Origin of the sequence: Arthrobacter sp. MW3 TE3886, assembly GCF_041262145.1 — a bacterium.
In the GTDB taxonomy this organism is placed as follows: Bacteria; Actinomycetota; Actinomycetes; order Actinomycetales; family Micrococcaceae; genus Arthrobacter.
Window position 1 is genome coordinate 3,557,298 of sequence record NZ_JBGCAN010000001.1, and the last position, 11,834, is coordinate 3,569,131.

The 11,834-nt window shown below is 67.5% G+C and carries 8 protein-coding genes and 1 pseudogene; 4 read left to right on the top strand and 5 right to left on the bottom strand.

From position 1 onward, the window contains the following. Positions 1 to 252 precede the first annotated feature (252 nt). A complete protein-coding gene (locus tag ABH915_RS16170) occupies positions 253 to 501 on the top strand; it encodes a WhiB family transcriptional regulator (RefSeq protein ID WP_003804966.1) in 249 nt (82 codons plus the stop codon). Between the two features lie 149 nt (positions 502 to 650). Here the strand turns inward: ABH915_RS16170 and ABH915_RS16175 are convergent, their stop codons facing one another. From ABH915_RS16175 to ABH915_RS16190, 4 genes and pseudogenes are all read right to left on the bottom strand, one after another. Then, entirely contained in the window at positions 651 to 2,120 is a 1,470-nt protein-coding gene (locus tag ABH915_RS16175) for a sensor histidine kinase (RefSeq protein ID WP_018775216.1), read from the bottom strand. Positions 2,121 to 2,156: 36 nt separating this feature from the next. After that, positions 2,157 to 7,016 carry an NAD-glutamate dehydrogenase gene (locus tag ABH915_RS16180; RefSeq protein ID WP_370123157.1) on the bottom strand — a complete coding sequence of 1,620 codons (4,860 nt, stop codon included), beginning with the start codon at positions 7,014 to 7,016 and terminating at the stop codon, positions 2,157 to 2,159. Between the two features lie 57 nt (positions 7,017 to 7,073). Further along, positions 7,074 to 8,400: pseudogene (locus ABH915_RS16185) on the bottom strand (CpaE family protein). Continuing rightward, the gene (locus tag ABH915_RS16190; protein ID WP_370123160.1) at positions 8,397 to 9,041 is read right to left on the bottom strand and encodes a hypothetical protein; all 645 of its coding nucleotides are present in this window, start codon (positions 9,039 to 9,041) and stop codon (positions 8,397 to 8,399) included. The pseudogene ABH915_RS16185 and the gene ABH915_RS16190 overlap by 4 nt, the downstream one beginning before the upstream one ends. 152 nt (positions 9,042 to 9,193) lie before the next feature. On the opposite strand from ABH915_RS16190, the gene ABH915_RS16195 reads away from it, so the two are divergent. Then, positions 9,194 to 9,415, top strand: coding sequence for a helix-turn-helix domain-containing protein (locus ABH915_RS16195; RefSeq protein ID WP_018775212.1), 222 nt, complete (start codon positions 9,194 to 9,196; stop codon positions 9,413 to 9,415). Positions 9,416 to 9,429: 14 nt separating this feature from the next. Here ABH915_RS16195 and ABH915_RS16200 read toward each other — a convergent pair whose 3' ends face one another. After that, complete coding sequence (locus ABH915_RS16200; RefSeq protein WP_370123164.1) at positions 9,430 to 9,999, bottom strand: hypothetical protein; 570 nt, start codon at positions 9,997 to 9,999, stop codon at positions 9,430 to 9,432. A 181-nt stretch (positions 10,000 to 10,180) separates the two neighbouring features. Between ABH915_RS16200 and ABH915_RS16205 the strand changes: the two genes are divergently transcribed. Together ABH915_RS16205 and ABH915_RS16210 are read left to right on the top strand one after the other, a co-directional pair. After that, a complete protein-coding gene (locus ABH915_RS16205; RefSeq protein ID WP_370123166.1) occupies positions 10,181 to 10,990 on the top strand; it encodes a LysM peptidoglycan-binding domain-containing protein in 810 nt (269 codons plus the stop codon). Between the two features lie 187 nt (positions 10,991 to 11,177). Continuing rightward, a complete protein-coding gene (locus ABH915_RS16210; protein ID WP_370123169.1) occupies positions 11,178 to 11,663 on the top strand; it encodes an Rv3235 family protein in 486 nt (161 codons plus the stop codon). The last annotated feature ends 171 nt before the right edge of the window (positions 11,664 to 11,834 follow it).

An 11,834-nucleotide genomic window follows, 5' to 3' on the forward strand; every position in this document is an offset into this window, starting at 1 on the left:
GGGGGCCTTGACACACTGGCACACTACCGGACATAGTCGTCTAGATGTGAGGACTCCGCCACTGAATGTGATGCATCGCTCACGGTCTCGAGGCATCTTGGCCTCAATTACCCCTTGTTTACACAGCGTTAACATGACACGCTTAATCCAGATGACCGAGGGGGCCCCAATGGGCCCTTTTCTTATGAAGCCTCTAGTGAATAATTTCACAAGGCATTTAACGTGTTCCCAGGAATGGAGTGACTGATCAGCATGGATTGGCGTAACCGCGCAGCCTGCCTTGACAAGGACCCGGAGCTGTTTTTCCCCGTAGGAAACACCGGCCCTGCCCTCCTGCAGATCGAGGAAGCGAAAAGTGTTTGCCGACGCTGCCCCGTCGTGGACACCTGCCTGCAATGGGCATTGGAATCCGGCCAGGATGCCGGAGTGTGGGGCGGCATGAGCGAGGACGAGCGCCGCGCCCTCAAGCGCCGCGCAGCACGGGCACGGCGCGCCTCCTAAGCCTGCTGCCGGAGTGCCGGCAGCCATCGCCCTACCCTGCAGCAATGGCCGCGGACCCACAGGTCCGCGGCCATTCTCCGTTTAAGCCCACGCCAGCGCGTTAAGCCGGCGCCAGCGCGGCGCCAAGCTGTCAATGCGGCGCCAAGCTGTCAGCGCGGCGTCAGGCTGAGGACAATCTGGACTGCTGTTCCCCCGCCATCCCTTCCCTGCCAGTGGATGGTGCCACCGAGTTCACTCATGACCAGTGTGCGGACAATCTGCAGGCCCAGGCCCTCGACATACGGCGTGTCCGGCAGTCCGACGCCGTCGTCCTCCACTGTCACGGTGAGAAGTTCATCCCCGTCCTCGCTCTCAGACCGGTCGGCGAGCAGCCAGACAGTGCCGGTCCTCCCCTCCAGCCCGTGCTCGACGGCGTTCGTGACCAGTTCGTTGATGACGAGGGCCAACGGGGTGGCGAAGTCGCTCGGCAGTTCGCCGAAGAGGCCCGAACGCTGCGTCTTGACCTGCTGCGAAGGCGAGGCGACCTCGGCCGAGAGCCGGAACTGGCGGCCGATGAGTTCGTCAAAATCAACGCTCTGCGTCAGGCCCTGCGAGAGCGTCTCATGCACGAGGGCAATGGTCGCCACCCGCCGCATGGCCTGCTCGAGTCCCTGCTTGGCCTCGTCACTGACCATGCGCCGCGACTGCATCCGCAGGAGGGCCGCGACAGTCTGCAGGTTGTTCTTCACCCGGTGATGGATTTCGCGGATCGTGGCGTCCTTGGTGACCAGCTCCATCTCCCGGCGGCGCAGCTCCGAGACGTCCCGGCACAGGACCAAGGCGCCGAAGCGCTGCTGTTCGTCGCGCAGCGGGATCGCGCGCAGCGAAAGACTCACACCGCGTGACTCGATTTCACTGCGCCACGGCATCCGGCCGGTGACGACGAGCGGCAGTGTTTCATCGACCATGCGCCGGTCCCGCAAAAGCCCGGCAGTGACCTCGGCCAGGGACCGGCCCTCGAGCGACTCGCCGTCTCCGAGGCGGCGGAACGCCGAGACCCCGTTGGGGCTGGCGTACTGCACGATCCCCTCGGCGTCGAGCCTGATCAAACCGTCACCCACACGGGGAGCGCCCCGGCGCGAGCCCGTGGGCGACGCGAAGTCCGGCCACAGCCCCAGGGTTCCCATGCGCAGCAGATCGTAAGCGCATTGCCGGTAGGTGAGTTCGAGCCGGGAGGGCATCCGCGAACTCGAAAGGTCCATGTGGGAGGTCACGATCGCCAGGGTACGGCCGTTGCGGACCATCGGGACCGCCTCAACCCGCAGCGCCATGTCGCTGCTCCAGTTGGTCTCGTTGGAGCGCTCGATCGCGCGGCTCTCCCACGCCTTGTCGACCAGCGGCTGCAGGTCCGACCGGATCCCCTCCCCCACGAAGTCGGCGTGGAACACCGTGTGCGTGGTGGAGGGGCGGACGTGGGCCAGTGCCACATAGCCGAACTCAGGATGCGGAAACCACAGGGCAAGGTCGGCGAACGCGAGGTCGGCGACCATCTGCCAGTCGCCGACCAGGAGATGCAGCCATTCGGCGTCCCCCGGCCCGAAATCAGCATGTTCCCTGATTGGGTCCGTAAAGATTGCCACAGCACCTCCATTTGCGACGCCAGGGACGGCAGCCCCTTAGCGTCGGACGATTGACCTCAAGAGCCTCAATGCTACCGACAGTGAGGCCATGTCATCGGCCTCGAGCGCATTGACCTCGTCAAACATTGACTTCGCCCGGCCCAGCTGCTCCGCGTTCTGGCCCTCCCAGACCGCCAGCCGCTCCTCCGCGGGAGTCCCGGCGGGGGTGCACTCCAGCACCGCCGTCGTCATGTCCGAGACGGTGGAGTAGAGGTCATCGCGCAGGGCTGCACGGGCCAGGGCCTGCCAGCGGTCCTCCCTCGGCAGCTTGGTGATGCGTTCGAGGAGGGAATCTGCATGGAAGCGGTTGAAGACGGTGTAGTACACGTGGGCAATATCGGCCACGGATTCCTTGCTGCCGTGGACGATCTTGGCGATGTCCAGGAGCACGAAGCTCTCGAACAGTTCCGCCCAGCGGTGAGCCAGGTCTTCCGGAAGGTCCCAGCTGCGGGCCTTCTCCAGCCATTCGGCCACGCGGGCGCGGTCGTCGCCCCGGAGGTAGTCGAGCAGCCGGGCCCGCATGGGATCCATCAGCGGTTTGAATTCGGCCACGATCTCGGCGATCGGGCGGGACGCCGAGCCCTGGCCGAGGAGCCACCGGACGGCGCGGTCCAGCAGCCGCCGGATGTCCAGGTGGACGGTGCTCCAATGTTCGGTCGGGAACGACGCCGGCAGTTCGTTGAGTTCCGTGACCATGATGTCCAGCTCATAGACCTCGCGGAGGGCCACGAACGCCTTGGCGACGGCCGCCTCCGTGGCCGAGGTTTCCTCGATGGCACGGAACGCGAAGGTGATGCCGCCGAGGTTGATCATGTCGTTGGCAACCACGGTCGCGATGATCTCGCGGCGCAGCGGGTGGGTGTCCAGTTCGGCGTCGAACCTCTCCCGCAGCTGCTCCGGGAAGTAGGCCCGCAGTGTCGTGCGGAACCACGGGTCATCGGCGAGGCCGCTGTCGCGCAGCGCGGTGGCAAGTTCGATCTTGGCGTAGGCGGCCAGGACCGACAGCTCCGGGGAGGTCAGCCCCTGGCCCTGTTCCAGGCGCTCCCGCAGCGTGTCCGTGGTGGGCAGCGCCTCCAGGTCCCGCTTGAGGTCCGCAGATTTTTCCAGCCAGTCCATGAGCCGTTCGTAGCTGGGGCTCCATTCGGAGACCCGCATCCGGTCGTTGAGGAGCAGGATGTTCTGGTCGATGTTGTCCTCGAGCACCAGCCGGCCGACCTCGTCGGTCATCGAGGCCAGGAAGTCCGCACGCTCGGCGGGCTCAAGCTTGCCTGCCGCCACCATCCGGTCCACGAAGATCTTGATGTTGACCTCGTGGTCCGAGCAGTCCACGCCGGCCGAGTTGTCGATCGCGTCCGTGTTGAGGATGACGCCCTGCAGCGCGGCCTCGATGCGTCCGCGCTGGGTCATCCCCAGGTTTCCGCCTTCCCCGACCACCTTGACCCGCAGTTCGCGGCCGTCCACGCGGATGGCGTCGTTGGCCTTGTCACCGACCTCGGCATTCGTTTCGGTGCTGGCCTTGACGTAGGTGCCGATGCCGCCGTTGTAGAGCAGGTCGGCCGGGGCCAGGAGGATGGCGCGCAGGAGCTCCGGCGGGCTCAGCTCCGTGGTGCCCTCCGGGAGGCCGAGGGCCGCGCGGACCTGCGCGGACACGGGGATCGACTTGGCCTGCCGGGCAAAGACGCCGCCGCCTTCGCTGATGAGCGACTTGTTGTAGTCATCCCAGGAGGACCGGGGCAGTTCGAAGAGCCGTTGGCGTTCCGCGTAGGACGTTGCCTCGTCCGGGGTGGGGTCGAGGAAGATGTGCCGGTGGTCGAACGCCGCCAGCAGGCGGATGTGCTTGGAGAGCAGCATGCCGTTGCCGAACACGTCGCCGGACATGTCACCGACGCCCACCACGGTGAAGGGCTCGGCCTGGGTGTCGAGGTCCAGTTCGCTGAAGTGGCGCTTGACCGACTCCCACGCGCCGCGGGCGGTGATGCCCATGGCCTTGTGGTCGTAGCCGACGGAGCCGCCGGAGGCGAAGGCGTCGCCGAGCCAGAAGCCGTATTCGCCGGCCAGTCCGTTGGCGATGTCGGAGAAGGACGCCGTACCCTTGTCGGCCGCGACCACGAGGTAGGAATCGTCGTCGTCATGGCGCACGACGTCGGCCGGGGGCCGGACGGTTTCGCCCTCGGGCGTCACGATCAGGTTGTCCGTGATGTCCAGTAGCCCGCGAATGAACGTTTTGTAGCTCTCGACACCTTCGGCCATCCAGGCGCTGCGGTCTGCCGCGGGGTCCGGGAGCTGCTTGGCGTAGAAGCCGCCCTTGGCACCCGTCGGCACAATGACGGCGTTCTTGACGGTCTGCGCCTTCACCAGGCCCAGGATTTCGGTGCGGAAGTCCTCGCGCCGGTCCGACCAGCGCAGGCCGCCACGGGCCACCTTGCCGAAGCGCAGGTGCACGCCCTCGACCCGGGGCGAGTAGACCCAGATCTCGAACATGGGCCGCGGGAACGGCAGGCCCTCGATCTGGGACGGATCCAGTTTGAAGCTCAGGTGGGGCTTGTTCTGGAAGTAGTTCGTGCGGAGCGTGGCCTGGATGAGGTTCTTGAACGTGCGCAGCACGCGGTCGGCATCGAGGGTGGCGACCTGCTCGATCGCCGCATCCAGGCCGGCGAGGACCTCTACTTCCCTGAGCACGCGGTCGGCGTCGCTGAGCGCGGGGTCGAAGCGTGCCGTGAACAGGGCGCTGAGTCCCCTGGTGACATCCGGGTTCGCCAGCAGGGTGTCGGCCAGGAATCCGAAGGAGTTGGTGTTGCCCATTTGCCGCATGTACTTGGCGTAAGCGCGCAGTACGACCACCTGGCGCCAGTGCATGCCTTCCCGCAGCACCAGCCGGTCGAAGCTGTCGGATTCCACGGCGCCGGTCACGGCGGCGCCGAAGAACTCGCCCAGCAGCTGGCCGGTGGCTTGGGGATCCACGCCGGCGGGGTACTTGAGGCCAAGGTCGTAGAGGAAGAAGTCCCGGTGATCCGCGGTCTCGATCTCGAACGGGCGTTCGTCCAGGACCTCGAGGCCGAGGTTGTGGAAGTACGGCAGGATCTGGCTCAGGCTCTTCGGCTCCAGCATGTAGAGCTTGACCCGGGCGTCCTCTTCCAGTGTGGCTCCGGCGCCATCGGGGAGGTACACGTGGACACCGGGGTGCTCCTTGACGGCTTCGCCGGCCCGTTCGGCCGCGGCACCGTACTTTTCGAAGCGGTCGATGTCCTGCAGCGCGTCTTCGATCTCGTAGTCCACCCGGTAGCCGGCCGGGAATGCTTCCGCCCAGACGGCTGCCAGTTCCTTGGCGCTGGCGTCTCCGCCGTCGCCGCGGGCCCGCAGAACTTCGGAAATGCCTTCGCCCCAGGAACGGGCGGCCCGGACCAGGCGCTTCTCCAGCTCGTCGCTGTTGACGTTGCTGACGTCGGCGTCCTTGGGCAGCCGGATCCGGAAGAAGAGGCGGGCCAGAGCGGACTCTGTCATGCGCGCCTCGTAGTCGATGGAGACGGCGTTGAAGGTCTCCCGCAGTTCCTGCTCAATGCGCAGGCGGACGTTGGTGGTGTAGCGGTCGCGGGGCAGATAGACGACGGCTGACATGAAGCGGCCGTAGATGTCGGGGCGGAGGAAGAGCCGCGTCCGGCGGCGCTCCTGCAGCCGCTGGATGCCGGTGGCGATGGCGGCGAGGTCCGGGATTTCGATCTGGAAGAGCTCATCGCGCGGATAGGTTTCAAGGATGCCCAGCAGGTCCTTGCCCGAGTGCGAGTCCGGCGGGAAGCCGGCGTCGCTGAGGACGGCGGCCACTTTTTCCCGGACGACGGGGATATCGCGGACGGATCCGGCGTAGGCGGTCGTGGCGAACAGGCCGATGAAGCGGCGTTCCCCGTTGACGTTGCCGGCGGCGTCGAAGCTCTTGACGCCGATGTAGTCCAGGTACGCCGGGCGGTGCACGGTGGAGCGGGAGTTCGCCTTCGTGATCACGAGCGCGCGCTTCTCGCGGGCCTTCTTCCGGCCGGCCTCGGTGAGGTGCTGGACCTGTCGGGTGTCCGCGCCGGCGCGGAGCAGGCCGAGGCCGCTTTCCTCGCGCAGTTCGAGGACATCCTCACCGGATTCGTTCACGAGGTCGTATTCGCGGTAGCCGAGGAAAGTGAAGTTCCCGTCATCGAGCCAGCGGAGCAGGTCCTGGGCCTGCCGTAGCTCGGCAATCTGCGCCCGGTTGGCCACCCGGTCCAGATCCGCGGAGATCTCCAGGGCCTTCGTGCGCATCTTGGGCCAGTCTTCGACGGCGGCGCGGACATCGCCAAGCACGCGGGAGATTCCCTTGACCAGTTCCGCGCGCTTCTCCTCGTCGACGAGGTCGATCTCGACGGCGATCCAGGATTCCATGTGCGAGGCGTTGTCGCCCTCGGCGATGAGGTGGGAGAGGTTCGGCATGGCCGCCGTGTCACCGCTGGAGATGCCCAGGTGGGAGGGGACGCGCGCCACCTTGACGAGATCGCCGGTCTCCCGGTTGCGGGTCACCACGAAAAGCGGGTGCAGCACGAGGTGGATGGGCGCGTTCTGGCGGACCAGTTCGGCGTTGACGGAATCCACGAGGAAGGGCATGTCATCGGTGACGATGTACAGGACGCTGCAGTCGGCCTCGTCACGGAGGGCGATGTTCGCGATGCCCGGCTTCCGCGTCGCCGCGATCTGGCGGTGGGTTTCGGTCCTTGCCGTCAGGACTTCCTGGGGATAGGCCCGGAAATCCTCCTCCGCGAGGTGCTCGTAGTAATCCCCGAGGTAGCTTTCGCTACTACCGATCGAAACGGGCTGATCCTCCACGCTGGACCCAGACGACATCGAAACGCCTCCATAAAAGAAGTTCACAGCCGCCTCTTTGCGGCCCTTACGTTGACACTAACCCTTTGCCCGGCGTCGTGCTGTGGAAGAAAAGACAAAGGATTTCTTGATTCGCTGGGCAGGTGCACAAACCAATGTGGCGATCGCATGCCGCAGCTCGGATTCAGGGGCGGCTTCGAGCAAAAGTGCCCCCGACAGGAGGGCGGCGTCGCTCGCTGCGGGGTCGGAGGGCAGGAACGCCGACAACGGCGCCGAGGGGCCGTACCGCTCCCAGGCGGCCCGCAGCTGACGTTCGGGCGAGCGTCCAACGGCGGAGGTTCTGACTTTATTCAGGACCACGTGGGGCGATGCCTGCGGGACGGCCGTCCGGAGTTCGGCGAGGCCACGGACCAGCCTCGGCACGCCGATGGAGTCGGCTGCCCCGACGGCAAAGACCGTGTCGGCCAGTTCCAGGCTTCGCAGGGTCGCGGCGTTGCGGCGCGGCGCGCCACTGTCAAAGCCCAGCGCGTCATCGGTTTCGAGGCAGAAACCGGTGTCCACCACCGTGACATCCGCAATCTCCCGGGCACGGTCCAGCACCAGCGTGAGGGCCGCAGCGCGCAGTTCCGTCCAGCGGTCCGCCCGCGTGATGCCGGTGAGCACCCGCATTGCCCCGGCCTTGGTCGGCACCGTCGTGGCGATCCTGAGCAGGGCATCGGCGTCGAGCAGACCCTGGTCTGCCAGCCGGCAGGCCTGGGCCAGCCCGGCGGCCTCGTCAAGCAGACCCAAAAGGGCGGCCACGCTGGCACCGTAACTGTCGGCGTCGACCAGCAGCACGGATTGGCCTTCTGCGGCCAACTCCCCCGCGATGTTGGCGGCCACCAGGGTCCGGCCCGGCGCGCCGGCGGGGCCCCAGACCGCAATGATCCGGCCCTTCGCGGCTGGACTTGCGGTGACCGGGGGCGCCCCGGAAGACCGCGGCATCTGCCCTGCGGCCGCGACGGCGACGGACGAGGCGCCGTCACCCGCGGCCAGCCCCGGCCCGTCTCCGGCGCCGCTGAGCTGCGCCACCGCCGCGGAAATCCGCGCCGCCAGGGCCGCGGCATCAATGGCGCGGGCTTCCGCTGCCACGCCAATAGTCCGCAGGCGGACCGTTTCCTCAGGGTTGTCGGTCAGGGCGATAACGACGACGCCAACGGCGGACAGCCGGTCCACCCAGCGAGGCCGTCAGCTCTTGACTGCCGGCCGCTACGACGGCGGCGCGGGCCAACCCGCTCTGGCAGGCCGCCAGCAGTTCAGCCAGTTCGCTGCACCGCCGGACAACGGACACGGGCCCGTGCAGCCGCTCGAGTCCGCCGACCAGGTCATCACGGGAGTCCCCCACGGTCACCACGGGAATGCTCATCGCGCGGTACCGCCCGGGTTCCACACGACCGCGATCTTTGCTTTGTTGGCCTGGGCCCCCAGCAGCTTGGGCATCTGGGCGTCCGGGACGAGCACCATGACCACCGTGGAGCGGGAGGAGCCCAGAGCCGTACTGCCCGAGGTGATCTGGGCAATTTCGGCGCCGGAGAGGAGCAACGCAGGCTCGCTGAAGCCGTTGCGGGTATCCGGCAAGGCAACCCAGACATCCACGCGCGAGCCCGCCACGGCCTGGGCGGGAAGGGTCTCCTCGACGGTGACGGCGACCGGCTTTCGATCCAGCCCGTCCAGTTGCCCGACACTCTCGCGCGGCAGCAACTGGTCCTTGCCGATCCGCTGCACGGCCACGAGTCCGGCATCCAGGCCGGCCTCCGGGGTCAGGTAGTGCTGTTCCAAATCCCCGAGCCGTACCTTGACCCGGTGCAGTTTGTCGGCAGTCAGCGTCTCCCCCACGGCGATCGGCTCCCGCGCTGCATACGCTTCCGTGGTCTGGTCCGCGGCACCGACCAGCGAGACCACGCCCACCACGGATGCCAGGACGAGCAGGATTCCGACGAGGAGCCGGGGGTCTTTCCAGGACGGCCTTTTCAAACGGGCACCTCCGGCTGCCGCGCTTCCACTCATGCGTCCGCTCCCCCTGTCGTCGCCGTCCGTTCCCGGGATGCCGGGCACCCCTATTGTTGCGCCCGGGCCGCCTTCGTGGAAGATCCAGGGCCAAACAGGCGCAAACTGTGGATAACGGCACCAGTAGGCCTCAACGGTGGCAAAATGGATTCATGCCCCGATTCCTGACTCTCGCTGACGTTGCCGAGCAGCTCCAGATCAACTCTCCGGCCGCCTACGCGCTTGTTCGCAGCGGCGAGCTGAAGGCAATCCAGGTGGGCGGGCGCGGCCAGTGGCGCGTCGAGGAGAAGATGCTTGAGCAGTACATCCAGGAGCGCTACGCCGAGGCCAGCCGCATGATCGAAGAGGCCAAGGCGAAGTCCGCCGGAAGTTGAACCTGGCGGGCTGACTAGCCGCCGGCGGCACCAACGGATCTGATGCCCGCGAGGGCACCGAAGGGAATGGCCAGCACCTGCCGGGCGTTCCCCGGAGGCCGTTCCTCGCCCTCCCGTCTCACGGCCAGGTCCAAAAAGTCCCTGCCGACTGTGTCAATGACCCCATAGAGCCCGGCATCCGCCCCATCGTGAGCGACAAATATCGTCACCGGCGCACGGTTTCTTGCGAGTCCCCGCAGGGCGCTGCCCAAACCGAGCCGCCGGCGGACAACTGACGGTTCGGAGACCGCCACCCGCGAAAGACCCCCATAGTACGCCGCCGCGGCGTAGGGAACGAGTACCTGGTGCTGGGGCTCGTCAAGGACCAGGGCTTCGCTGCCCGCATGGCTCAGCACTCCCTCGAACGCCCTCCCCGAGGACAGCTGCACGCGGATACTGAGCCCGAGGGACCCCCGGAGCCGGTCCGCGAGTTCCACTCCCGCAGAGTCCACCAGTGCACGCTCGGCTATTTCGGCCTCAAATTCCAGCCGCTGGCGCCCAGCCAGCTGTCCCTCCATGTCCTCAAACAAGGCATCCCACCGCATGGCGCCAGCGTAGGCGGGCCTCCCGCGCCGGTCAATCCGTAGGCAACCCTATCCACAGGCACGCACTGCACCTAGACAACCGGGACGCAATAGGATCACACTTCGTTAAACAGAATTAAACACAATCAAACGACATCAAACAGCATCAAAAGATATCTATTCTGACTGGAGGAAACAGCCCATGGACCGGACAGCAACACCGCAACCCGGGGCCCGTCCCCTGCCCGTCCGCCTGCCCAGACAGACAGTTCGGGCCGACGCCGCCATGGCCGCCGTCATCCTGCTGCTTGGGATCTTCCTCGCGGCTACGGGAAGTTTCCTCATTCAGCGCTGGCAGTCCGGCTCGGCGCGCCGGCAGTCACTGTCCTTCGAGGACCAGGTGGGGATCGTGGCAAATACGGCCGGGCTGATTGTCATCACCTGGTGGGTGATGTCGCTCGCCATCGCCGTCGCAGCGGCACTGCTGGACCGCTTCGGCAGGACCCGCGCGGCGGCGGCCACGGCCCGGTTCAGCCCGGCGTTCATGCGGCGGCTGGTGCTCGCCGCCGTCGGGCTGCAGCTGCTGACAGCGCCGCTGGCCAACGCGGCCACTGCGCCCGGCGTGGCCGGGCCGGACCGGACCGGCCCCGCAGCAGTGTCGGCTTCGTGGACACCGTCGCCCGGGCAGGCCTTGGCGCCGGACCCGCAAGGGCCGGGAGCCGGTACCGCGCTGGATCCGCGGTGGAAGCCGCTGAGCCCCATCGTGGATGCCGGACCATTGGCTGCACGCCATGTGCGCGCGCGGGACATCCCCGGCGCCCGCAGAGAGGTCACGGTCCGGTCCGGCGATTCGCTGTGGAGCATCGCCGCGGCGGCGCTGGGGCCGTTGGCTTCCGACGCCGACATCGCCAGGGAGTGGCCCCGGCTCTATGCGGGCAACCGCGACGCTATCGGAGCCGACCCGCACTTGCTGCGGCCCGGACAAGTCCTGGTCCTCCCGCCGCCACGCTAGGCGCCCGCCGCACCACGGGCCGCAGCCACGGCCCCTGCCCCGCTCCGGCTCCGGCTCCGGCTCCGGCTCCGCCTACACCGAAGACCACAGCACGGGCCGGCCGGAAATTCATCCGGCACAGCCACCCGCACAGGCACCAGCCGCCCGCATTAGCCATTAGCCATTAGCCATCAGCAAAGGAACCGTCATGAAGGCAGTCACCGGGATCCGCTCAGCCGCGGCGACCCCCGTCCCGCACGCCCCCGCCCTCCGGGTTGTGTCCGGCACGGCAACACCAGCGGCCAACCACGCCGCCGCGGCCCCGCCGCCGCTGCGCGTTGTTGACGAGGCCCGCGAGATATGCGCGATTTCCCGCAGCACCGTGCAGGCCGCGATCGAAGTGCTGGCCGGCACGCGGCCCGCACAGCAGCTCTCCCGGCGCCTGGACCCGCGCTGCCTGGCGGCCCTCCAGCACCGCGCCGCACTGACCCGACGGGTTGCCTCCGGCAGCTCGCCAACGGCGGGCAGGCTGCACCGCAACCCGTCTGTCCGGTCCGTCCGGGCCTGCCGCGTAGCGGATGACGTCTACGAGGCCAGCGCGGTGGTGGTCGAGGAAACACGGGTCCGCGCAGTCGCGCTGCGGCTGGAGCGCGGCACGGCGGCCTGGCGCGTCACCGTGCTGGAGATCGGCTGAACGGCAGGGCCGGAGGCAGAAAACAGGCTGAGAGCCGGCAGAAAACAGTAGCGGGCCGAAGGCGCAACGGGCAGGAACCTGCGGGACCGGCCCCGGCCTGCAAGGGAAAGCCCGGACTGTCTAGGGCCGGACTGTCAAGGAAAGGAGGCGCAAACACGGGAGGACCGGAGC

Coding starts and splice junctions, on each gene's coding strand:
- ABH915_RS16170 (WP_003804966.1), top strand. CDS start 253: ATGGATTGGCGTAACCGCGCAGCCTGCCTTGACAAGGACCCGGAGCTG.
- ABH915_RS16180 (WP_370123157.1), bottom strand. CDS start 7,016: ATGTCGTCTGGGTCCAGCGTGGAGGATCAGCCCGTTTCGATCGGTAGT.
- ABH915_RS16190 (WP_370123160.1), bottom strand. CDS start 9,041: ATGAGTGGAAGCGCGGCAGCCGGAGGTGCCCGTTTGAAAAGGCCGTCC.
- ABH915_RS16195 (WP_018775212.1), top strand. CDS start 9,194: ATGCCCCGATTCCTGACTCTCGCTGACGTTGCCGAGCAGCTCCAGATC.
- ABH915_RS16200 (WP_370123164.1), bottom strand. CDS start 9,999: ATGCGGTGGGATGCCTTGTTTGAGGACATGGAGGGACAGCTGGCTGGG.
- ABH915_RS16205 (WP_370123166.1), top strand. CDS start 10,181: ATGGACCGGACAGCAACACCGCAACCCGGGGCCCGTCCCCTGCCCGTC.
- ABH915_RS16210 (WP_370123169.1), top strand. CDS start 11,178: ATGAAGGCAGTCACCGGGATCCGCTCAGCCGCGGCGACCCCCGTCCCG.